Source organism: Synechococcus sp. SYN20 (assembly GCF_014279555.1).
In the GTDB taxonomy this organism is placed as follows: Bacteria; Cyanobacteriota; Cyanobacteriia; order PCC-6307; family Cyanobiaceae; genus Synechococcus_C.
The window spans coordinates 559,428-582,365 of sequence record NZ_CP047959.1 but is presented as its reverse complement, the minus strand read 5'-3'; the positions used below and the strand labels follow the sequence as shown (position 1 = coordinate 582,365).

Annotated in this window: 13 protein-coding genes, 2 tRNA genes and 3 rRNA genes; 9 read left to right on the top strand and 9 right to left on the bottom strand. The window is 53.5% G+C overall.

Going from position 1 to position 22,938, the window contains the following annotated elements:
• Nucleotides 1–125: 125 nt before the first annotated feature.
• The 3 genes from SynSYN20_RS03020 to SynSYN20_RS03010 all read left to right on the top strand — a co-directional run bounded on the left by SynSYN20_RS03020 (nucleotide 126) and on the right by SynSYN20_RS03010 (nucleotide 3,365).
• A complete protein-coding gene (locus SynSYN20_RS03020) occupies nucleotides 126–680 on the top strand; it encodes a response regulator (protein WP_255476341.1) in 555 nt (184 codons plus the stop codon).
• A complete protein-coding gene (locus SynSYN20_RS03015; protein ID WP_186524675.1) occupies nucleotides 680–2,755 on the top strand; it encodes an ATP-binding protein in 2,076 nt (691 codons plus the stop codon). The genes SynSYN20_RS03020 and SynSYN20_RS03015 overlap by 1 nt, the downstream gene beginning before the upstream one ends.
• A 79-nt stretch (nucleotides 2,756–2,834) precedes the next feature.
• The gene (locus SynSYN20_RS03010; RefSeq protein WP_186524674.1) at nucleotides 2,835–3,365 is read left to right on the top strand and encodes a hypothetical protein; all 531 of its coding nucleotides are present in this window, start codon (nucleotides 2,835–2,837) and stop codon (nucleotides 3,363–3,365) included.
• A gap of 765 nt (nucleotides 3,366–4,130) precedes the next feature.
• Here the strand turns inward: SynSYN20_RS03010 and SynSYN20_RS03005 are convergent.
• Nucleotides 4,131–5,588, bottom strand: a complete 1,458-nt coding sequence (locus tag SynSYN20_RS03005; RefSeq protein WP_186524673.1) for a glycoside hydrolase family 13 protein — start codon at nucleotides 5,586–5,588, stop codon at nucleotides 4,131–4,133.
• Nucleotides 5,589–5,609: 21 nt separating this feature from the next.
• Between SynSYN20_RS03005 and glpK the strand changes: the two genes are divergently transcribed.
• Together glpK and SynSYN20_RS02995 are read left to right on the top strand one after the other, a co-directional pair.
• A complete protein-coding gene (glpK, locus tag SynSYN20_RS03000) occupies nucleotides 5,610–7,121 on the top strand; it encodes a glycerol kinase GlpK (protein ID WP_186524672.1) in 1,512 nt (503 codons plus the stop codon).
• Complete coding sequence (locus SynSYN20_RS02995; RefSeq protein WP_186524671.1) at nucleotides 7,114–8,697, top strand: glycerol-3-phosphate dehydrogenase/oxidase; 1,584 nt, start codon at nucleotides 7,114–7,116, stop codon at nucleotides 8,695–8,697. The genes glpK and SynSYN20_RS02995 overlap by 8 nt, the downstream gene beginning before the upstream one ends.
• Here the strand turns inward: SynSYN20_RS02995 and SynSYN20_RS02990 are convergent.
• The gene (locus SynSYN20_RS02990; protein ID WP_186525404.1) at nucleotides 8,634–10,370 is read right to left on the bottom strand and encodes an alpha-amylase family protein; all 1,737 of its coding nucleotides are present in this window, start codon (nucleotides 10,368–10,370) and stop codon (nucleotides 8,634–8,636) included. The genes SynSYN20_RS02995 and SynSYN20_RS02990 overlap by 64 nt on opposite strands.
• 112 nt (nucleotides 10,371–10,482) lie before the next feature.
• Here SynSYN20_RS02990 and SynSYN20_RS02985 point away from each other — a divergent pair, with 112 nt between their 5' ends.
• Both SynSYN20_RS02985 and SynSYN20_RS02980 read left to right on the top strand, forming a co-directional pair.
• Nucleotides 10,483–11,883 carry an aldehyde dehydrogenase family protein gene (locus SynSYN20_RS02985; protein WP_186524670.1) on the top strand — a complete coding sequence of 467 codons (1,401 nt, stop codon included), beginning with the start codon at nucleotides 10,483–10,485 and terminating at the stop codon, nucleotides 11,881–11,883.
• Nucleotides 11,884–11,977: 94 nt separating this feature from the next.
• Complete coding sequence (locus SynSYN20_RS02980) at nucleotides 11,978–13,006, top strand: LysM peptidoglycan-binding domain-containing protein (RefSeq protein ID WP_186524669.1); 1,029 nt, start codon at nucleotides 11,978–11,980, stop codon at nucleotides 13,004–13,006.
• Nucleotides 13,007–13,035: 29 nt separating this feature from the next.
• Here the strand turns inward: SynSYN20_RS02980 and SynSYN20_RS02975 are convergent, their stop codons facing one another.
• Together SynSYN20_RS02975 and SynSYN20_RS02970 are read right to left on the bottom strand one after the other, a co-directional pair.
• Complete coding sequence (locus SynSYN20_RS02975) at nucleotides 13,036–14,526, bottom strand: ATP-dependent DNA helicase RecQ (protein WP_186524668.1); 1,491 nt, start codon at nucleotides 14,524–14,526, stop codon at nucleotides 13,036–13,038.
• A 50-nt stretch (nucleotides 14,527–14,576) separates the two neighbouring features.
• On the bottom strand, nucleotides 14,577–15,539 hold the full coding sequence (locus SynSYN20_RS02970) for a hypothetical protein (protein WP_255476410.1): 963 nt from the start codon (nucleotides 15,537–15,539) through the stop codon (nucleotides 14,577–14,579).
• Between the two features lie 218 nt (nucleotides 15,540–15,757).
• On the opposite strand from SynSYN20_RS02970, the gene SynSYN20_RS02965 reads away from it, so the two are divergent.
• Together SynSYN20_RS02965 and SynSYN20_RS02960 are read left to right on the top strand one after the other, a co-directional pair.
• Nucleotides 15,758–15,967, top strand: a complete 210-nt coding sequence (locus SynSYN20_RS02965; RefSeq protein WP_186524667.1) for a photosystem I reaction center subunit IV — start codon at nucleotides 15,758–15,760, stop codon at nucleotides 15,965–15,967.
• A 5-nt stretch (nucleotides 15,968–15,972) separates the two neighbouring features.
• The gene (locus SynSYN20_RS02960; protein WP_186524666.1) at nucleotides 15,973–16,842 is read left to right on the top strand and encodes a DNA-formamidopyrimidine glycosylase; all 870 of its coding nucleotides are present in this window, start codon (nucleotides 15,973–15,975) and stop codon (nucleotides 16,840–16,842) included.
• Between the two features lie 411 nt (nucleotides 16,843–17,253).
• On the opposite strand, the gene rrf is transcribed toward SynSYN20_RS02960, so the two are convergent.
• The 5 genes from rrf to SynSYN20_RS02935 all read right to left on the bottom strand — a co-directional run bounded on the left by rrf (nucleotide 17,254) and on the right by SynSYN20_RS02935 (nucleotide 22,592).
• A 5S ribosomal RNA gene (rrf, locus tag SynSYN20_RS02955) occupies nucleotides 17,254–17,370 on the bottom strand.
• 113 nt (nucleotides 17,371–17,483) lie between these two features.
• Nucleotides 17,484–20,349, bottom strand: a 23S ribosomal RNA gene (locus SynSYN20_RS02950).
• Nucleotides 20,350–20,767: 418 nt separating this feature from the next.
• A tRNA-Ala gene (locus SynSYN20_RS02945) sits at nucleotides 20,768–20,840 on the bottom strand.
• Nucleotides 20,841–20,849: 9 nt separating this feature from the next.
• Nucleotides 20,850–20,923 (bottom strand) — tRNA-Ile (locus SynSYN20_RS02940).
• A 184-nt stretch (nucleotides 20,924–21,107) separates the two neighbouring features.
• Nucleotides 21,108–22,592 (bottom strand): 16S ribosomal RNA (locus tag SynSYN20_RS02935).
• The 16S, 23S and 5S rRNA genes sit together here with 2 tRNA genes alongside, the layout of an rRNA operon.
• Nucleotides 22,593–22,938: the final 346 nt, after the last annotated feature.

Here is a 22,938-nt window from a genome sequence, read left to right as displayed (position 1 = left end):
CTGCTTACCCGAAATCCAATACACGCCCTTGAAGCTATGCAAATAATGCATAGCTGCTCTTCCTTGTCATAAAAGGAGCGAACGGGTCTAACATCAAAATTTGCACGATTTGCATGAACTGCCTCGTGCTGGAAGACCAGCAAATACTTCTCGACCTTCTTGGCTCCATCTTGGCGAGCTTCAACGAGATATCAGTTGTCTTCAAAGCAGACAGCATCGAAGCTGCTAACAACATTTCTGATGATCATAAGCTTGACCTCGCGATTCTGGATATCTATCTACCAGATGGCCACTGTCTTGACCTAGCACAGCAGTTGGTCTCGCAACATCAAAACATCAAAATAATCATCCTGTCTGGCGCAGCACAGGAGTTTGCTTGCCCCAAAAGTCTTAAAGAAGCAATTTATGGAATTATCGACAAAACCGATGCATTCGATGCTTTACGACATTGCATTAATGCAATCGTAAAGCCTGCTCATCATGAGTTAACCCAGCGACAGCAAATTATCTACAGCCTTATGGGAGAGGGAAAAACCACAAAGGAAATCGCCAAAGAGCTTGGTAGCGCTTATTCAACGATAGAAACACATCGCAAAGCCATTGCCCAAAAACTGAATGTCAGCGGCGCTGAACTCATCAGAAGAGCAGCTTTGACTCGTACCATTCAAAGCATCAATTAATGAAACACCAATCCAAATCATTAGCAAAAAAGCTAACTCGCACGACAGGCCTTCAACTGATTCTCGTAGCAGGATCTCTTAGCATTTTAGGATTTAGTGTTGGTCGCAACAATGTAATCGAGCAGAAAGAATCCCATCGAGCACATCTTCCAGTCATACAAGTATCAGAGCGATTAATCAGCAAGATTAGTTTCCCAACAATTATCAATCAACTCAACGAAGAGGCGATCGCTGCTGACCCAGCGTTACTCAAGGATTTCGACAAGCTTAGTAAGCGTTTCTGGAGACAGCTTCGCTCATTCCCTGTTGATTACATCAACTATGGGTCGGAAGATGGGTCATTTCTAGGCATCGAAAAAGGCGAGGATGGAAGCTTTTTCCACAACGAAGACAGCTCGCGATTAGGGCGGGGGAAAATGTTTGTTTACAGCATGACGTCAACAGGAGAACGTCTTCAGCAAGAAGATGTCATCCCAGGGATGAGCACAAACCATCAAGAAGCTTGGTATGTCGACACCGTTAAAGCAGGCAAACCAACGTGGAGCAGAATTTATGCCTGGGAAGACCAGCCAGAAACTTTTTCAATTTCCTACAACGCACCAATTTTCAATCAGGAGGCAAAACTGATCGGTGTTGTGGGCGTTGACATGATCATTGACAAACTTAGCAACTGGCTGCAAGAAGTATGGAAAGACCGGTCAGGATTAGCACTAATTATCGAGAAAAATGGGAGTATTGTTGCCAGCTCAAATCCTGAAATAGTGCTTGTTCGCTCTGAAAAAAGTGTCCAGAGGGCTAATATCAAAGAGCTAGAGTCTCCCATTGCGAAATCACTTTCAAAGCAATACTTATTACAAACAGATGGAAAATATCTTGTCAACCAGAACAGCTTTGGCCAAGAACTTGTCCAGATCTCAAGCCTGGATTCACAGCACTTTTTTTTAAGAGCGACCCCCTGGGGTAGAGAATTTGGACTCGATTGGTTTTTAGTCACGGGTACATCTGCAGATCAAGAAGTAAGCGTGGCAGAGAGAAATTTGATAATGATGATTTTTATTAGCGTTGCTGCACTCCTCATGGCATTAGCGATCAACCGCCGCCTGATCAATGCCTTACTCACTCCCCTAAGTGCCTTAACCTCTGCGAGCCAAAGCACAGAACATCAAATTAAAGATATAACCAAACAGCCAGAGGTTCTTAACTTTAATTGCGAGCTCGAAAAAGAAGGAACCAAAGAATTTAGCGATCTCCATCAAGCCATAACGGCCATGGTAAAAGCATTCAACAATCTCACTCAAAGCCTAAGAGAAAAAGAGAAACAAATCATCGAACTTTTTCAAGACAAACAACAAAAAGATGAGCAAGCACTGGCACTAGTGAGCAAAAAATTGAAAACAAGCCTCGAGGCCGGATCTATTGCTCACGAAATCAACCAACCTCTCAGCATCTTAAAACTTACATCTCAGACCCTGATTAATACTCTTAACGATACCAGTAAAATCCACAATTTCTCCGATCTAAAGCATCAGCTTTCAACCATCAATTCCCAATCCGAGAGAATTGCTTTGATCACTAACAAAGTGCGAGCCCTTCTCCGCAATACCCAGACAGAGCTCTCTGAGCTCGATTTAAAGCAAGTCATTGAAAGTAGTCTGCGCTATATCAACTCAAACAATCCAGATATTTACGGATGGATTAATAGTCAGCAAGTTCATTCGATTGCAGATTCAAGTGCAATGATTAATGGAGATGCCGTACAACTGCAAATTGCCCTCATCAATATTTTAAAAAATTCCATCGAATCCTTGCGAGACTCTAACAATCCAGATCCATTAATCCTTATTAGAATGAAGGATAATGAGAATTTTTGGATCATAGAGATTGAAGATAATGGAGGTGGTCTTTTGCCAGAAATTAATGAGGAATTACTGATGGAAACTAGCAAGCCTGATGGCACAGGCTTGGGTTTGTTCATTGTGCGCACAGCAATGGAAAGCCATAAAGGTCAACTCTCACTTTCCAAAGGTTCGATCGGTGGGCTTCTTGCTCGACTAAGCCTGCCCAAAAACCTCTGAACAGACTCCCTACCCAATACTGGGGATTGATTACACAATAAACATAATTTAGAGTTTATAAAATACATCTATTAATGATGTGGTCAGCGTAGATCTACTCTCAAGCCTTGATGGACTGATTTGGCTTCAATCAGGTTCAAAAGTAGGAGCATTGTTTCAGCAACACCAAACAACGGTGAGCCGCAATCAAAAAAAATGTGCTCAAGTCTTTGGGATTACCGTTAGCAAAAACAAAAACAAGTGGGATGCCCATGGAGATTTAATACTGCTTCAGCTTGAACGCCAAGTGCATCAAGTGGCCCGTCTACAAGGAAAATCACGTCTGAGGATTGAAGTTAATGGATGGCTGGATAATCCACATTTCAACCCACCTCCCTCAGGATGGATTGCAGGATCAGCCAATAAACTTAGTGATCCTCATGGCATCCAATGCTTAAAACAGCATATTGTGGATGCTTGCCTATGCCCGCTCACCGATCTACCCGTTGAATCGCAAGATCTCGCCACGATTCCACTCGATATCACGTCAGAGGCAGGTTTAGTAGTGCTCCAGAAAAATGAATATCAAGAACATATACTAGACCTAAGAGACAAGCTAAAGCAGATATGAAAAAGATGCTACAAAGGAGTTTAAGTCAACAATCTTTCCTAATTCATATCCTCCTAACCCAAGCTTGATTACATGGAGGATTGCCAGGTGAGACCAGCGAACTCTTGGTTATTGCAGTAAAAATCACTCATTAAGCCATCCATGATCCCAATAGTGCACGACTTTCACGCATTACCCCCAATCGTCCAAACAAGCTTCATGATAAAGCTTGGAAATTAGTTTAAGCGCAGTCTTCTTGACTAGATCTCATTAAAACACCAGCATCATGGTCAGCTTAGATTTACTGTCTAGTTTCGATGGAATGATATGGCTTCAGTCTGGGAAGAAAGTGGGCGCTCTCTTTGATCAACACCAAACAACCATAAGTCGAAACCAAAAAAAATGTGCTCAGGTATTCGGGATCAAACTCCAAAAAATAAGCAGCTATTGGCAACCCCAGGAGGATTCTCTGTTACTTCAATTAGAGCGAAAGGTTCATCAATTAGCGCGCTTACAGGGCAAATCAAGCTTGAGGCTTGATGCCAATCAATGGCTTGATAGTTCTCTTTTCGATCCACCACCCGCTGGATGGCTTATAGGTTCGGCCAATAATCTCAGCGATCCCCATAGTCTTTTATGCTTACAACAAAGGATTGTGGACCTTTGCCTCTGTCCACTCACTGACCTCCCAGTAGAGACCGAAATTCTGAAAAGGATTGAACTCAATTCCAAGAGAGAGATTGGGGTGGTATTACTGCAAGAACATGCCAATCAAGGGAGCGAAGCTTATTCCAGAGTCTTAAACAACACCGCTGATTGTGGACCAAGTACATGGCGATGCACCTGATAGGTGCCAATCAACGCACCATCCGTCTCCCAGCCAACTTGGGCAACGTCGTGAGCCTCCAGGGACAAAGCTTTCCGCCGAGAGCGGTTCACAACAACCACCACCCCAGGTGCGCGTCCCACGAGGCCGTCGGGGGTGGTGGCCTGCCACGACAGACCTCGCTCGCTCACAGCAACAACCTGGTGGCGGATGTTCGTCAACGTCACGATCATTGAGCGCAAATCGTGGGGCCATGGGGCCTCCCACGGCATCGCCTCGCGACAGGCTGGTTCAGGACCGCCCTCCAGTCCCACTTCCGTTCCGTAGTACAGGCAAGGGGCCCCAGGCTGAAGCATCAACAGCAGCAACGCCAAAGACAGCGCAGCTACATCTCCTTTGAGGCTGTGCAAGGCACGGGGCACATCGTGACTATCCAAAAGATTGAGTTGGCAGCGGTTCACCTCCGGCGCATACCAACCCTGCGTCTCAGACCAGATCTGCAGCAAGGCCTCCGTCTCCAGGGGGCGCAACGGGTACATCGGGTTGCGGTAGCTGCGTCGCAAACGCGCGCCCGCCACCCAACAAAGGCTGCTCCAGCCCAAGCGGTAATTCATCACGCCATCGAAATGCTCTCCCTGAAGCCAAGTCCTGGCATCTCCCCAAATTTCACCCACGATCCAGGCCTCGGAGTTCACCGCTTTCACCATGCGCCGGAAGTCCACCCAAAAGGCAGCAGGCACCTCATCGGGCACATCTAAGCGCCAACCGTCGATGCCGCGTTCTAACCAGTGCTTACCAACCGCTAAGAGGTACTCCTGCACGGGAGCATGGTCATGGTTGAACTTCGGAAGCGCCGGATCATTCCACCAGCAGCTGTAACCACAGTCTTGGCCCTTCCGCGGATAGGGCCGCAGCGGCCACTGATGCACATGGAACCACTCGCGATAGGGAGAGCGATCCCCGTTTTCCAACAGGTGATGAAACGCCCAAAAGCCGCGGCCGCAATGGTTGAACACCCCATCGAGGATCAGACGCATGCCCCGTTGATGCACCGCCGCAATCAGGGCATCAAGCGCAGCATTCCCTCCCAATAAAGGATCCACCTCGAGATAGTCGTAAGCGTGATAACGATGATTGGCGGCCGAGCTGAAAACGGGGGTGAGGTACAGACAGGTCACCCCCAGCTGCTGAAGGTGGTCCAGAGCCTCGATCACTCCGTAGAGATCACCCCCCTGGAACCCCTGTTCGACAGGGTCTGTCCCCCAGGGCTGCAACGCCAACCCCTGCTGCGCTTCCACCCGGCCGCTGCGGCGAAAACGATCAGGAAACACCTGGTAAACCATCGCCTCAGCGACCCAAGTGGGGAACTGGCCAATGCGTGATGTCTCCGCCATTCCTTTGCAGGCCGTTGGTCCCATCGCTAGCAAGTAGGAAACGAGATGGCTATGGCAGCACCGCCCCTCCTGCTCGCACTAGATCAAGGCACCAGCAGCTCACGCGCTGCTCTCTTCCATACGGATGGCCGCCCAGTCGCCAGCGCTTCCGCACCTCTTGACATTCACTACCCCGCCGATGGCTGGGTGGAACAAAGTCCTACGGCGATCTGGGAGAGCCAGCGTCTGGCGATGAGCCGCCTTGAGCAGGCGATCACTCCGGAGCAGCGGCAAGCCGTGATCAGCTGCGGCATCACCAATCAGCGCGAAACCACCACGCTCTGGAAACGCAGCGATGGCAGCCCCTGCGGCCCAGCCCTGGTCTGGCAGGACGGCCGCACCGCCGATCTCTGTGAGCAATGGAAGGCAAGCGGCCTAGAAACGAGCTGGAGAGCCAAAACCGGCCTGATGCTCGACCCCTATTTCAGCGCGAGCAAAATTCGCTGGCTGCTCGACCATGAAACCGCCGCAAGCAGTGCCGCGGCCCAGGGTGATCTCTGCTTTGGAACGGTAGAGAGCTGGCTCCTATGGCAGCTCAGTGGCGGCACCATTCATGCCACAGACATGAGCAATGCCAGCCGCACCCTGCTGATGGATCTTGAGCAGCGGCAATGGATCGATGACGCCTGCGCTGAAATTGGCTTACCCAAGCAGGCCCTCCCCGAACTCAGGCCCTGCCGTGGCGATTTCGGAGTGATCCAAGCGGGTTTGCCCTTTGCTGGCGTACCCATTCAAGCCCTACTTGGCGACCAACAGGCCGCCACCCTGGGGCAACTCTGCCTGCAACCAGGCGAAGGCAAATGCACCTACGGCACAGGCGCCTTTCTCGTGGTGAACACCGGCACCAGCATCCGCCATTCCGACGCTGGCCTGCTGAGCACCCTGGGCTGGACCGATGAGCATGGCACCCCCACCTATTGCCTAGAAGGGAGCCTGTTTAATGCGGGCACGGTGGTGCAATGGCTGCGCGATGGCCTCGGCATCATTCGCAGTGCCGAAGAAGTCAATCCCCTCGCGCAAGAGGTGGAGAACGCCGCCGGGGTGATGCTTGTTCCAGCCTTCACCGGATGGGGCACACCCCACTGGGACCCCAGTGCCAGGGGTTTATTAATCGGGATCACCCGCGATACCCGCCGAGGGCATATCGCTCGAGCCGCCCTGGAAGGAATTGCTCTCTCCGTTGCCAGTCTTGTGGAGTTGGCAGAGCAAGCCATGGAGCAAAGTCTCGGGGAACTTGCCGTGGATGGGGGAGCCGCAGCTTCTGACCTTCTCCTGCAAGCCCAAGCCGACAGCACTGGTTTGCGCGTGCGCCGCCCTGTTCACCTGGAAAGCACCGCTCGCGGTGTGGCCCTGCTGGCTGGCTTGCAAGCCGGCGTGATTGCAGACCTCAAAGACCTAGTGCCAAATCGCAGCCAAGACTCCAGCGTGTTTGAGCCCCAACAAACCATGGAGCAACGCCAACGCTGGCGCCAACGTTGGAACGATGCTGTGAGCAGGAGCCTTCGCTGGAATGGCTGATCAACGTTTTGACCTCATCGTTATCGGCGGTGGCGCCAGCGGATGCAGCGTGGCCTATGAAGCGGTCCGCCGCGGCCTGCGTGTTGCTCTGCTCGAGGGCCATGACCTCGGCAGTGGCACCAGCTGTCGCAGCACCAAACTCCTGCATGGAGGGGTGCGTTATCTCGAACTTGCTTTTAAAACAGCCGACCTCGCCCAATTGCGCTTGGTTCGAGAAGCCCTGCTGGAGCGGGGCCACTGGCTGGAACAAGCTCCGTTCTTAGCCCAACGCCTTGAACTGGCCCTGCCCAGCGACTGTCGTCTTGGTCAGGCCTACTACCGCATCGGGCTTGGGCTGTATGACGCCCTATCCGGTCGTGCCGGGATCGGCAGCAGCCGCATGCTGTCCTCCAAGCAACTCCACCAAGCACTTCCTCTTCTGCGTCCTGATGTTCAACGCGGAGTGGCCTACAGCGACGGGCAATTCGATGATGCTCGCCTGAATCTGCTGCTAGCCCTTACCGCTGAACGGGCCGGTGCTGTGATTCGAACCCGCACCAAGGTTCGAGAGCTAGAACGCAACAGTCAGGGGCAGATCTGTGCTGCCATCAGCGAAAACAACCAAGGAGAGCAAGAACGCTGGGAAGCCAGGGCCGTGGTGAATGCCACAGGCATGCATGCGGATGCCATTCGGCGGATGGCCGACCCCAACTGCTCCATGCGCATGCTCACGAGTAGGGGAGTGCATCTGGTGTTAAGAGCCAACCTCTGTCCTGAAGGACTTGGTTTGTTGTTGCCATCCACCGATGACGGCCGTGTTCTGTTCATGTTGCCGTTCTTTGGTCGGACCCTGGTCGGCACCACAGACACCAAGTGCACACAAGCGAGTGCAGCCGCTCCATCGGAAGACGAGCAAACCTATCTGCTCGATTATGTGAAGCGCTGGTTCCCCGATCTGGGCGATCCCGATGTGGGGAGCTGTTGGGCTGGCGGACGACCGCTGCTCAAGCCAGCCGGTGCCGAGGTGAACAGCAGCCGGGTCGTGCGTGAGCACGAAGTTGAGACGCTGGACAGTGGCCTCATCAGCGTGATGGGGGGCAAATGGACCACTTGCAGGCCGATGGCGATCGACACCCTTCAGGCGGTGGAAGCGCAATTGGGGAGCACCCTTTCAGACCCCTCTGCGTTGCCGCTGATCGGCGCAGATCAAGACCCCAAACGCACTCCCGCACTGCTGCAAGAGCAAATCCGCACCCTGGAACGTCTGCTGCCGAAGACCTCTCTACGTGATCAACAACGTGCCCACCTCCAATCCAGTTTCGGATTAGAAGCCGCTGCACTTGTAGCGAGCTGGAGTGAAAGCGATCGTGAGCCTCTGAGCGACGTCATCCCCGTTTGCCGTGGTGAATTACGCCATGCGATCAGCGCCGAACATGCCTGCACCGCAACGGATGTTCTCGCCCGTCGCTGCCGCCTAGCGATGGTGGACCAAGACGAGGCCGAGCGGCTGCTCCCGCAGGTTCAAACCCTTCTTCAAGAGGCGGGAGTGGGAGATCCCAAGACTCCAGAAGGAGCAGGACTGAACTTGTCCTCCTGAACCCCGGAGTCCTCGCTGCTGCTGTCTGTTTCTTCCACTTCGCCGATCAACCACCAGCTGAACCCATGGGCGGCGAGGTACACAAACCAATCAGCATCCGCGGGTGGGAAGTCACACCCCCACAACACCTCTCGGGTGCGTTCGCCAGACCATCGGCTCAGATCGAGGCGAAACGATGCTCCAGCGGCGGAGAGATTGGCCGCCACCATCACCGTCATGGTGGCGTTCGTGCGCACATACACGATCACCCCAGGGTGGGCACAGTCCAATAGCTCAAAGTCACCATTGCGGAGGGCTGGAAGCAGCTTGCGGCAGGTGAGCATGCGCCGATGCCAATTCAGAAGCGAACCAGGCAGTTGCTTCTGAACCTCTACGTTCACCACCCGATAGTCATATCCGGGAGCCGTGATCGGTGGCAACACCAACAGAGGGTCGGGAGCGGTCGAAAACCCACCATTCCGTCCCGGCGTCCAGGCCATCGGAGTGCGGTTCGGATCGCGGTCGCGCAGACCCGGCCAATCCCCCATTCCCAGCTCATCTCCGTAATAGAGGCACGGAAGTCCTGGAAGGCTGTAGAGCAGAGCATGCATCACCCGGTTGGAACCAGGATCACCATTAAGCAAAGGAGCAAGACGCCGGTTGATGCCCCAGTTCAGCCAATGCCCCTGCCCCTGATGCAATCCGGCTCGGATCGTTTGAATCACATCCTCTGGAACCAGATGGCCATCGCCAAGCCAAAGCTCATCGTGATTGCGTAGAGGCAAGGCCCACCTACAGCCACCCACAGCGTTCTGAGCTGCCTGCAAGCAATCGCGCAAGGCCTCTACCGTTCCGCTGGCAATCGAGGCAAACAGATGCGCCGTTAGGGCGAAGTTAAAAGCTCCATGCAGTTCGTCATCGGCGAGGTAGGGAGCAGCCTCCTCCACCGGTTGAATCGCTTCCGCGAGGAGCAACACATCCTTGCCGTGGCTATCCACCCTTGCGCGTAAGCGCTTGAGGAATTCATGGGTTTCAGGCAAGCCCTCACAACGAGATCCCTCGGCTTCAAAAAGGAAGGGAACCGCATCGAGACGGAAACCGTCTACGCCTCGCTCAATCCAAAAATCCACCACATCGAGCATCTCCTTTTGCACGAGTGGGCTGTCGTAATTGAGATCGGGTTGATGGCGCAAAAAACGGTGGAGGTAGTACTGCTGCGCCACCTCGTCCCATTCCCAGTTCGAAGACTCGAAATGGCGAAACAGCACTGGAGCATCTGCGTAGCGCTTGGGGTCATCGCTCCAGACATACACATCCCGCTCCGGACTACCTTCTGGAGCCCAACGGGCGCGTTGAAACCAAGGATGGAGCGTGCTGGTGTGATTCAGCACCAGGTCCATGACCACCTTGATGCCTTGAGAGTGGGCAGCAATCAAGACTCGATGAAAAGCCGCTAAATCCCCCAGCTCGGGGTGAATGGACTTGAAGTCAGTGATGTCATAACCACCGTCTTGCAGTGGCGATGGATAAATCGGTGTGAGCCAAATCGCTTCCACACCCAACCAACGGAGATAGGGCAGGCGATTGGCCAGGCCCTGCAAGTCACCGATCCCATCACCATTGCCATCGGCATAGCTGCGCACGATCAGCTGATAGATGACGGCACCGTTCCACCACGGCTGCTGCTTAGTCATCACGCCGGCACCATTCCAACTTGTACTAACCCCGATCGGCCGCGACGTCATCCCCTCTTTCGCAATCCATCGATCAGGACTGCGAGCATGGCCATAGATCCCACAGCTTCTGATGGTCAGCTCCTCCCCCAACGAGGCCTTTCAAGCTGCTGATTTGAAGACCCTTCGCGCCACTGTCGTCTCGGGTCAAACCCGACCGGAAGCTTGGCGGCGCTTGCAATTACAACGTCTGAGCGACCTGCTTGATCGCCATGAGGCAGACATTCTCCAAGCCCTTCGTATCGACCTCGCCAAGCCAGAGCTCGAGGGGATGTTTGAGATCGTGGCTTTGCTTCAAGAATTAAAAATCACCCGGCGGCGACTCAAGGCCTGGATGCGGCCTCGACACATCCCCGTGCCGATCATGCAACGGCCAGGGCGGGCCCAACTCATCCGAGAGCCCTTGGGCTGTGTGCTCGTGATCGGGCCATGGAATTACCCCTTCATGCTCACGCTCCAGCCCCTGATTAGTGCCCTTGCGGCGGGAAACAGCGTTGTCTTGAAACCCTCGGAGCATGCCCCTGCCGCAGCAGCCCTGATCACGCGCCTCATCACGGAGGGATTCCCCAGTGATGTGGTGAGAGTGGTGAACGGGGATGGATCCACCTCGGCAGCTCTCGTGGACCTTGGCTTTGACCACATTTTCTTTACCGGTAGCGGAACGATTGGAGCCAAGGTGCTGGCCGGTGCCGCCCGTCACCTCACTCCTGTCACGCTGGAGCTTGGAGGCAAAAATCCTGCTGTCGTGCTCGATAGTGCCGACCTTGCCGTCACCGCCCGCCGCTTGATCTGGGGCAAGGGGATTAATGCAGGACAAACCTGCATCGCCCCTGACCACCTCCTGGTTCAAACCAGCATCCGAGATCGCCTCGTAAAGGCATTGAAAGAGGAGCGCCGCAATCTTTATGGAGATGAACCACTCGCTTCTGCTGATCTCAGCTCCTTAATCCACGATCGACATTTTCAACATCTTGAAGGCCTGCTAGCCACTGCTCGAGCCGAGGGACGCATCCTGTTTGGAGGCGAATGCTGCCGCCAACGCCGCAAGATCGCACCCACCCTGATTGAGGTCCAAAGCGATCAAGACCCCTTAATGGAAGCGGAAATCTTTGGCCCTTTATTGCCACTAATGACAGTGAAGACCTTGGATGAGGCCATCACACGCATCCAACAGCAAGACAAACCGTTAGCCATTTATCTCTTTGGCGGGGATCACAACGACCAAAGCGCGGTTCTGAAGCGCACCAGTTCAGGTGGGGTTTGCTTCAACGACGTGGTGATGCAAAAGGGAGTTCCGGAATTGCCATTCGGTGGAGTGGGGCCCAGTGGTATGGGCAGCTATCAAGCAGAAGCCGGCTTTCAAACCTTCTCCCACGCACGTTCAGTGCTGAGCCGACCCTTTTTTCTCGACATTCGTCACCGCTACCCGCCCTACACGTTGAATCCTGCAATATTTCGCCGTTTTGTGGGCTGAACATCGCTCCAAATCAACCAATACAAATGAATTCGCGCGAGGGACTGGCGAGTTGGGCCAGACACCTTATCTTTCGCCCAGCACAGAAAGAAGCATGCGAAGCATTGTTGCCGCCGCCCTAACCCTGTCGGCATTGATGCCCCTTCAAGCGGGCGCGGCATCGATCACAGTCAAACCAGGAGACACCATCTCCGAGCTCGCTGATCGCTACGGCGTCTCGGTTGAACGCTTGATGAGAGCCAATGGAATCCGTAATTCCAACCATGTGGAAGTGGGGCAAACGTTGCGTTTGCCCAGTGGTGCCAGAGGCGTTGTCAGCGCTGGCCAAGGACGTCACACCGTAAAAGGGGGAGACACCCTCGGTGGAATTGCAGCTCGATATCGCGTCAGTTCAAGGGATCTGATCGCCATCAATAGCCTTCAAAGCGCCGATCATGTTGAGCTTGGCCAAACGTTGAAGCTGCCCACCACGGCCGTGCTTCCCAAACCAAAGCCAGTAGCGAAGGCCAAGCCCACGCCGATCAAAGCCAATCCAAGCGCCACCTCTCACACCGTGGCCAGAGGTCAGACCCTCACCCAGATCGCTCGCGCCTATGAGGTTCCCGTGGCCTCTCTAATTGATCTCAACACCATCAATGACCCCAACAAGGTGACGATTGGGACCAAGTTGATGCTGCGGGATACCAGTTCCACCGAATTGGTCAGCACATCGCTGCAAACCAGCAGCACACCAGAAGCAAAGCCCGTTCTCACTGCAACGGCGAGCCAACCGACCAAGACGGTTCAAACCAAGCCAGTTCAGGTCAAAACGGCTGTCACGAAGACAGCTCCTAAAAAAGCGGCTCCAGCCAAGACAACTCCAACCCAAGCAGTGGCGGCCAAACCCGCGGCATGGCGCACGTACGGCCCACTTCAAGTGGACTGGAGCAACTGGCAATCCATGGGCGGCAGCATGGTGGCCCCAACCTTGAACAGCGAAGGCAAGCCTCTATACGTCGCGGTGAACTGCTCCGCACGCAAAATCAATGTCACCAGTTCTGATGGTGCATGGAAAAGCTGGATTGCCCCGCAGACCAATTTTGAAAAGGACCTTGTGAAGGATCGCTGTATCAAAACCGCCTAAGCCAAGCTGATGCTTTGCAGAAGCCGCGGTCAAGCCGCGTAATGCAAAGGCCAAGGGGTATGCAGGAATTGTCTGCCGCTATCCCTTAACGACAAGCGTTGGGCGCCGTCATTGCTCTCACGAATGAGCTCCTCTTGCACGAGCCTGCGCGCAAGCCAACCCCAACGCTCTTCGCTGCCATCAAGCTTCCGCAATCTTTCGGTCAAGCTGCGGATGTCTGCTCCCTGTCCGGCATCGATCACCTCCAGTAATTCTTGGGCACGATCTGACCAATCCTTGGCACGCACATCAGCCAGGCAACGATCACAGCGGCCGCAAGGAGATGTCAGCTCCCCCACCGAGAGAAGCAAAGCTTGCTCACGGCAACTCTCTCCCTCAGCAACGGCCTCCATCCGCCTCAATTGCTGCTGTGAAAACTCCACACGCCAAACGTCATCGTCGGACGCCTTGGCTTCAGCTGCGCGACGCAAGCTGGACTGCATCGCCCAGCCCAAGCTGGTTCGGTCTCCAGGCGAAAACAAGACAAGGCAATGGGCCGGTCTGCCATCGCGTCCAGCGCGACCTGATTCCTGGAGGTACCCCTCCGGGGTCGCAGGCAAATCCAAATGCAACACCAACCCCACGTCCGAGCGGTCAACGCCCATCCCAAACGCCACCGTGGCTACCAACACCGGCGCATCAGCTTCCAAGAAATGCCTTAGAGCCTCCTCACGGCGCTCTACCTCCAGGCCCGCGTGATAAGTAATCGCTGGAATTCCTTGTGATTGCAAGCGTTCTGCCCAGAGCTCCACAGAACGACGGGTCCTCGCATAGATCAAGGTGGCACCCCGTGACTGCTTCAGGGCCTCTAAAACATCAGGCAGTGGATCGCTCGGACGCCGCCGCATCGTGTAGTGGAGGTTGCTGCGTTGTGCCGACGACACCTGGATGAGCGGTTTGCATAACCCAAGCAAACGGAGAATGTCGGCCCGCACCCTTGGGGCTGCGGTTGCACTCAAGGCAACGAGCGGAACACCGGGGCACAGGGCCCGAAGCTGACCAAGACGTCTGTAATCGGGCCGAAAATCATGCCCCCAAGCGCTGATGCAATGGGCCTCATCCACGGCCAAAGCCACCAACTGCCCTTCCCTTGCATGTGCAGAGAGCATGTCCCTCGCCGCCTCACCTTGAAGACGCTCAGGGGCGAGGTAGAGAAGACGCAACGAGCCAGCGGATAACTGCTCATGAATCAAGCGTCGTTGTTCGGGTTGAATCCCGCGGTGCAAACAGGCGGCAGCAATGCCTCGCCTCTGCAATTGCAACACCTGATCATCCATCAGAGCGACAAGTGGAGAAATCACCACGACCAACCCTTGTCGCACCAAGGCAGGGAGCTGAAAGCAGAGTGATTTACCGCCTCCTGTTGGCAGCACTGCTAAACAATCGCGACCGCTTAACAGGGCTTCGATCACCGGACGTTGCCCGGAACGAAAGGAGTCCCAGCCGTAATGCCTGTGGAGAGCCTTAAGGAGTGGATCCAACGCTCACCCTCACTCCACAGATAGTGCCTTCACCTTAACGAGCACTAGATCTAGGGGATCACCGGAGGCTCCAGTTGGTCAGGAGCCTCCTCAACAAGTTGAAGTCTCACCCTTTTGCCCCCAGCAAGTTCCCCGAGCGACACCCGCATCGTGGCTCCACTCAAGGTTTGTAGCGCTGTTAAGACATCGCGTAAGTAAGGGGTGCTGCTTCCGCTTTCAACCCACAGCCGTTCATGCAGACCACCTAACCGCCTCCAAGAGGTATGCAACTTGAGAACCGCGGCCTCAAGCGTCTGCGCCTGGCCTACGGCATCGGCGAGCAAGCCCAGAGCGTCGAGACGCTGAGCCTCCTGCATTGCTTTCTCCAGGTCGAGTTCCCCCTGTTGAAAAGCACGAACAGCAACACCTGATTCCGTGGCTTTGGTGATCCAGCGCGCCGTATGGGTGACGTCCTTGATCCGATCGAGTTCCGGCTCATCGCGTAGAACCTTGCGGAAGTCTTCCTGCTGAAGCTCAGGAAGCTTTGACAATTCGCGTACGAGAGGCGCAACAACCTTGGATGGCAACAAATTCTCTTGCGCCCTTTGACGGATTTCATCCGGAAGCAAGGGACTGGTTGCAGAGGTGAAATCATCCGTAAGCCTGCGCACCTGCTTGCGGGTGATTTCCTGCCCCTCGTTAGCAGCTTCCGCAATCATCACCTGCACTTCAGGAGCTGCCAAAGCGGTTTCAAGAAAAGCCCGTTTTGAAAACTGGTTCACGCTTGATGGTTCAAGCAAACCGTCACCAACCAAACCTTGCTCCGATTCAGCTAACTGAATCAATCCATAGGCCCTGGTCTTACTAATTTCCCGTTCGCGAAGCCATTGCAAAAAGCCCGCACCGCGTCCTTCACCACCGCGTTTTTCTCGATCGCGCACCGATTTCAAGATGCGACCACGCCAAATTTCGGTTTGTAGATCAAATTTGTCGCACACATCCCAAGCCTGCTCCAGACGAGCCAGGAATTCCATCGTGCTGATGTCATCCCGTTCAGGATCGGGAAGATCGAGATTGAACGCGGGTGCTTCGGGACTCTGGTTCGTCAAAGGCGGGGTTGAAGGGGTGGTGATGGATGCTGCCATGGCGCTGCTGCGATCTTGGCAAGGCGCGAACGACATTCTGTGACGCTCCCTCCATCTTGTGACCACGCAGCGATACTCTCGGATTGCATCAACGTTTCTGCGCAGCGATGGCTATTTCCCGCGGTGACAAGGTGCGCATTAAGCGCCCTGAGTCCTATTGGTTCAACGATGTCGGCACGGTGGCGTCCATCGACACCTCAGGTATTCGTTACCCGGTGGTCGTTCGCTTCGAGAAGGTGAACTACAACGGGATTTCCGGATCAGAAGGCGGAATCAACACCAATAATTTCGCTCAAGCGGAACTCGAGCCGGCCTGAGGCCGTTGCCCGAACTCCCAGAAGTTGAGACGGTTCGGCGTGGACTAGCGAATCGTCTCGATCAATTCGTCATCAGCGATCTTGAAGTGTGCCGGGACAGGGCGATTGCAAGTCCTGGCGGACCAGAGTGCTTTGAGTCAGGACTCGTCAATTGCCGTGTTGGCGATTGGACGAGAAGAGGAAAGTACCTCTACGCAGAACTGCATCGTCCTGGATTATCCAAACCAGATTCTCCTGAAGAGAACGCTGGATACTGGGGAGTCCACTTACGCATGACAGGCCAATTTCAGTGGATTGAGGGCGACACTCCACCCTGCAAACACACACGGGTGCGCTTCTGGAATGCAAAGGGGCAAGAATTACGCTTCGTTGACCTCAGAAGCTTCGCAGAAATGTGGTGGGTCCCACCCAATATTGCAGTGGAGTCGATTATCACGGGCTTAAAAAAGTTGGGACCCGAACCCTTTAGCCAAGACTTCAAAACGCAATACTTACAAGAGCGATTCAAAGGATCCACGCGCTCCATTAAAGCAGCGTTGTTGGATCAGTCCATCGTGGCAGGCACGGGCAACATCTATGCCGATGAAAGTTTGTTTGCTGCGGGTATTCGCCCGGAAACCGCAGCTGGCCAACTCAATCGCAAACAATTAGACAAACTCAGGGAATGCCTGATCGAGATCCTGGAGCTAAGTATTGGCGCCGGAGGAACCACGTTTAGTGATTTCAGGGATCTAGAAGGCGTGAATGGCAATTACGGAGGACAAGCGGCGGTTTACAGGCGGACAGGACAGCCGTGTCCAAGATGCGGGAAAGCAATCGAGCGAATCAAGCTGGCAGGACGCAGTACACACTGGTGCTCTAGCTGTCAGACATAGCAGTGCAATCTAATCACAAAAAAAGAAGGAATAACATAGAACAATATTACATAAAGCCATGGCCAGGCCAATAAAACAAGAACGCTATATAACGATCACTAAATACATCAAATGCATCTCTACTCTGGAGTAAAGGCCTCTGCCGTAGATTTGTTCAGGCAAAAGAACGAGAAGGCGCAATAGCCGAAATGTAATCACTAAAGCTCTTTAGCAAAGGCACTGGTTTCACGGCAAGAGCGGCTTAACTTTGCTTGCATTCCTCACTCGCTCATCTCAAGCGAACCAACCTATTGAGAGGTTTAAATGTAGCCATGGCAGGTGCTGGCAGCAATTAAAACGAAACTAACAAGACAATAAGCACAAAAAAAGCCACCCCTTCAAGGGATGGCTTTCTTCGTTTGGAATGTTTTTACCTGGCATCGAGCTATTTTCTCAGGGGGCTACCCCCCAAATATCGTCGCCGCTGCTGCGTTTCACAACCGAGTTCGAGATGGATCGGAGTGGTTCCACAGCGCTATGGACACCAGGATAGAAAATTCCCAAGGTTTGACCCCTGAGAACTGCATAGCAGCATCAACTTAACTTTCGTTTTATTGATGCAATCTGAATTGAATAAAGTCTTTAAAGGCAAGAACCAAGTGTTGGTCAAGCCCTCGGTCTATTAGTACTCCTCCGCTGCATCCATTACTGAACTTCGACGTAGAGCCTATCAACGGGTGTTCTTCCCGTGACCTTACTGGGTTACCCCATGGGAATACTCATCTTGAGGTGGGCTTCCCACTTAGATGCTTTCAGCGGTTATCCACTCCGCACATGGCTACCCAGCGTTTACCGTTGGCACGATAACTGGTACACCAGAGGTGCGTTCCTCCCGGTCCTCTCGTACTAGGGAGAAATCCTCTCAATATTCCTACGCATACACCGGATATGGACCGAACTGTCTCACGACGTTCTGAACCCAGCTCGCGTACCGCTTTAATGGGCGAACAGCCCAACCCTTGGGACCGACTTCAGCCCCAGGTTGCGATGAGCCGACATCGAGGTGCCAAACCTCCCCGTCGATGTGAACTCTTGGGGGAGATCAGCCTGTTATCCCTAGAGTAACTTTTATCCGTTGAGCGACGGCCCTTCCACTCAGAACCGTCGGATCACTAAAGCCGACTTTCGTCCCTGTTCGACTTGTTGGTCTCACAGTCAAGCTTCCTTCTGCTTTTGCACTCGTCGGCTGATTTCCAACCAGCCTGAGGAAACCTTTGCGCGCCTCCGTTACCTTTTAGGAGGCGACCGCCCCAGTCAAACTGCCCACCTGATACTGTCCGCTCCCCGGATAACGGGTGAACGTTAGAACCCTAGCTCTGAAAGAGTGGTATCTCACCATTGACTCCCTAGTACCCACGAGCACTAGATCAACATCTCCCACCTATCCTGCGCATTCAGAGCCCGGGCACAATACCAAGCTACAGTAAAGCTTCATAGGGTCTTTCTGTCCGGGTGTATGTAGTCCGCATCTTCACAGACAATTCTATTTCGCCGAGCCTCTCTCCGAGACAGCGCCCTGATCGTTACGCCTTTCGTGCGGGTCGGAACTTACCCGACAAGGAATTTCGCTACCTTAGGACCGTTATAGTTACGGCCGCCGTTCACCGGGGCTTCAGTCGCCAGCTTCGCTTACGCTGACCGGCTTCCTTAACCTTCCGGCACTGGGCAGGCGTCAGCCCCCATACATCGTCTTGCGACTTAGCGGAGACCTGTGTTTTTGGTAAACAGTCGCCAGGGCCTCTTCACTGCGACCACATTGCTGTGGCACCCCTTCTCCCGAAGTTACGGGGCCATTTTGCCGAGTTCCTTAGAGAGAGTTACCTCGCGCACCTCGGTATTCTCTACCACCCCACCTGTGTCGGTTTCGGGTACTGGCAGTTATGTCTTAACGGGTATAGAGCTTTTCTTGGAAGCATGACATCACCAACTTCGCTGCCGTAGCAGCTCGTACTCACGCCTCAGCTCGGATCGTTTTCGCCGATCCTCAACGCCTCGGACGCTTGAACCAGTAACCAACATCTGGCTTGGCTAGCCTTCTCCGTCCCTCTTCCCAAAACATAACCGGTACAGGAATGTTGACCTGTTATCCATCGACTACGCCTTTCGGCCTCGCCTTAGGTCCAGACTAACCCTCCGCGGACGAGCCTGCCGGAGGAACCCTTAGGGTTTCGGTGCATGGGATTCTCACCCATGTTTTCGCTACTCAAGCCGACATTCTCACTTCTATGCAGTCCACGCCCGCTCACGCTAACGCTTCGCCCCACATAGAACGCTCCCCTACCATAAATCCGCAGCTTCGGTACAACACTTAGCCCCATTCATTTTCGGCGCAGGATCGCTCGACCAGTGAGCTATTACGCACTCCTTTGAGGATGGCTGCTTCTAGGCAAACCTCCTGGTTGTCTGGGCAATCCCACCTCCTTTATCACTTAGTGTTGATTTGGGGACCTTAGCTGGCGGTCTGGGCTGTTTCCCTCTCGACCATGGAGCTTATCCCCCACAGTCTGACTGCCTCGCTACACACAGGGTATTCAGAGTTCATCTCGATTTGGTACCGCTCTCGCAGCCCGCACCGAAATGGTGGCTTTACCCCCCTGCTGGAGCACGAGACGCTACGCCTCAACGTATTTCGGGGAGAACCAGCTAGCTCCGGGTTCGATTGGCATTTCACCCCTAACCACAGCTCATCCGCTGACTTTTCAACGTCAGTCGGTTCGGACCTCCACTTGGTATCACCCAAGCTTCATCCTGGCCATGGTTAGATCACCCGGGTTCGGGTCTATAAACACTGACAAACGCCCTATTCAGACTCGCTTTCGCTATGGCTCCACCATTTCCGGTTTAACCCGCCAGTGCCTATAAGTCGCCGGCTCATTCTTCAACAGGCACACGGTCACCCTATTAGTAGGGCTCCCATTGCTTGTAGGCTCACGGTTTCATGTTCTATTTCACTCCCCTCCCGGGGTTCTTTTCACCTTTCCCTCGCGGTACTGTTTCGCTATCGGTCACACAGGAGTACTTAGCCTTACGAGGTGGTCCTCGCTGATTCACACGGAATTCCACGTGCTCCGTGCTACTCGGGATACAGCTAGGTCAGTTCAGTTTTCGTGTACGGGGCTTTCACCCTCTGTGGCATGTCTTTCAAACACTTCCACTAACATTCCTGATCCACGTTGCTGTCCCACAACCCCAATGGTCGAAACCATTGGTTTAGGCTCTTCCCCGTTCGCTCGCCGCTACTTAGGGAGTCGTTTTTACTTTCCTTTCCTCCAGCTACTAAGATGTTTCAGTTCGCTGGGTTGGCTCGCGCCAGCCTATAGATTCAGCTGGCCGTTTTAAGGGTTGCCCCATTCGGAAATTCCCGGATCAAAGCGTGTTTCCAGCTCCCCGAGACTTATCGCAGGTAACCACGTCCTTCATCGCCTCTGTGTGCCAAGGTATCCGCCGTGAGCCCTTTGTAGCTTGACCAATGTATCTCCAACACGATTGCTGTCGTTGAAACAGATTCTTCTAACTTCTACGAATAGAAATTAAAATCAAACTCTCAAATGCTCGACACATTTGAAAGAACATGCTGGAGTCTCGGCTCTTGCTTAGAATTAACACCATCCCATCATGAATTAACATTCAAGAATGATGCATCCATAAAGATGCTTTATTCTTTCCAGACTTACTATGCAGTTGTCAAGGTTCGACCAGACATCAAAACAATGCATCGATCTCTCAATACATTGCATCGAGCCCAGCATCCTATCAATTAAATATCATGGAATCATTTCCATGCCTTAAAATGACAAGAAGCTAGGGTCATCTAGCGGACACATCTAAATCACAATCCATACGAGTTCATACTCCAGGCTTTGGAGATGGGGATTTTGGTAGTCAGTGGAGGTTAGGAGACTCGAACTCCTGACATCCTGCTTGCAAAGCAGGCGCTCTACCAACTGAGCTAAACCCCCTACACCGAATGGGCCATCCTGGACTTGAACCAGGGACCTCACCCTTATCAGGGGTGCGCTCTAACCACCTGAGCTAATGGCCCAGGAGTCTCATCCCTAATGGGTTGTGAACTAGACAAAGTTTAGGAACTAAAAATCTCCACTAAGCAGGCATCCATTGCTGGATTCTCTTAGCTTCAAAGTTGAGGTACCGATCGACCTAAGGTGACAGGATTTTGGCCTAAGAATAAATAAACTCAGACATCAAAATCGTTGTTTGTCTCCCTGTTAGGAGGTGATCCAGCCGCACCTTCCGGTACGGCTACCTTGTTACGACTTCACCCCAGTCATCAGCCCCACCTTCGACGTCCTCCTCCACAAGGGTTGGAGTAACGGCTTCGGGCATGGCCAACTTCCATGGTGTGACGGGCGGTGTGTACAAGGCCCGGGAACGTATTCACCGCAGTATGCTGACCTGCGATTACTAGCGATTCCTCCTTCACGTAGGCGAGTTGCAGCCTACGATCTGAACTGAGCTACGGTTTATGGGATTTGCTTGTCCTCGCGAACTTGCTGCCCTTTGTCCGTAGCATTGTAGTACGTGTGTAGCCCAGGATGTAAGGGGCATGATGACTTGACGTCATCCACACCTTCCTCCGGTTTATCACCGGCGGTCTCTCTAGAGTGCCCAACTAAATGCTGGCAACTAAAGACGTGGGTTGCGCTCGTTGCGGGACTTAACCCAACATCTCACGACACGAGCTGACGACAGCCATGCACCACCTGTCACTGCGTTCCCGAAGGCACTCTCAAGTTTCCAAGAGATTCGCAGGATGTCAAACCCTGGTAAGGTTCTTCGCGTTGCATCGAATTAAACCACATACTCCACCGCTTGTGCGGGCCCCCGTCAATTCCTTTGAGTTTCACACTTGCGTGCGTACTCCCCAGGCGGAACACTTAACGCGTTGGCTACGACACCGGAGGGGTCGATTCCCCCGACACCTAGTGTTCATCGTTTACGGCCAGGACTACAGGGGTATCTAATCCCTTTCGCTCCCCTGGCTTTCGTCCATGAGCGTCAGTGATGGCCCAGCAGAGCGCCTTCGCCACTGGTGTTCTTCCCGATATCTACGCATTTCACCGCTACACCGGGAATTCCCTCTGCCCCTACCACACTCTAGCCCAACAGTTTCCACTGCCATGATGGAGTTAAGCTCCACTTTTTAACAGCAGACTTGTTGGGCCGCCTGCGGACGCTTTACGCCCAATAATTCCGGATAACGCTTGCCACTCCCGTATTACCGCGGCTGCTGGCACGGAATTAGCCGTGGCTTATTCATCAAGTACCGTCAGATCTTCTTCCTTGATAAAAGAGGTTTACAGCCCAGAGGCCTTCATCCCTCACGCGGCGTTGCTCCGTCAGGCTTTCGCCCATTGCGGAAAATTCCCCACTGCTGCCTCCCGTAGGAGTCTGGGCCGTGTCTCAGTCCCAGTGTGGCTGATCATCCTCTCAGACCAGCTACTGATCGATGCCTTGGTGAGCTCTTACCTCACCAACTAGCTAATCAGACGCGGGCTCATCCTCAGGCGAAATTCATTTCACCTCTCGGCATATGGGGTATTAGCGGCCGTTTCCGGCCGTTATCCCCCTCCTGAGGGCAGATTCCCACGCGTTACTCACCCGTCCGCCACTAACCCGAAGGTTCGTTCGACTTGCATGTGTTAAGCACGCCGCCAGCGTTCATCCTGAGCCAGGATCAAACTCTCCGTTGTAGATCAACCCCTTTTGGCTTTCACCTCAGATTGACTTGCTTCACCCACTCCACAGCACTGGCGTACTGCTTGCAGTTGTCGCACCCTTCCTCTGACAGAAGGATTCACAAGAGTGCAAATTTAGAATTTCTTCCTTGTTTGACTTTCCAGGATCTCAGATCCGGTCGTTGCTCCACATTGCGCACACCGACAACCAAAAGGTTCGTGAAAACCTTCAAGTTGTAAGCACAATGCTTCTACGCAACTAAAATTTTGTTGACGGGACCTCACACCTCTATCGCAATATCATTCAGCTCTCCTTAAAACCTTGCGGTCTTAACTCAAACTAAACGCGATAAAAGCGTCA

Excerpts from the sequence above, each read along its gene's own strand:
- SynSYN20_RS03015 (WP_186524675.1), top strand. The coding sequence starts at position 680 with ATGAAACACCAATCCAAATCATTAGCAAAAAAGCTAACTCGCACGACA.
- SynSYN20_RS03005 (WP_186524673.1), bottom strand. The coding sequence starts at position 5,588 with ATGGGACCAACGGCCTGCAAAGGAATGGCGGAGACATCACGCATTGGC.
- glpK (WP_186524672.1), top strand. The coding sequence starts at position 5,610 with ATGGCTATGGCAGCACCGCCCCTCCTGCTCGCACTAGATCAAGGCACC.
- SynSYN20_RS02995 (WP_186524671.1), top strand. The coding sequence starts at position 7,114 with ATGGCTGATCAACGTTTTGACCTCATCGTTATCGGCGGTGGCGCCAGC.
- SynSYN20_RS02990 (WP_186525404.1), bottom strand. The coding sequence starts at position 10,370 with ATGACTAAGCAGCAGCCGTGGTGGAACGGTGCCGTCATCTATCAGCTG.
- SynSYN20_RS02985 (WP_186524670.1), top strand. The coding sequence starts at position 10,483 with ATGGTCAGCTCCTCCCCCAACGAGGCCTTTCAAGCTGCTGATTTGAAG.
- SynSYN20_RS02980 (WP_186524669.1), top strand. The coding sequence starts at position 11,978 with ATGCGAAGCATTGTTGCCGCCGCCCTAACCCTGTCGGCATTGATGCCC.
- SynSYN20_RS02970 (WP_255476410.1), bottom strand. The coding sequence starts at position 15,539 with ATGGAATTCCTGGCTCGTCTGGAGCAGGCTTGGGATGTGTGCGACAAA.
- SynSYN20_RS02965 (WP_186524667.1), top strand. The coding sequence starts at position 15,758 with ATGGCTATTTCCCGCGGTGACAAGGTGCGCATTAAGCGCCCTGAGTCC.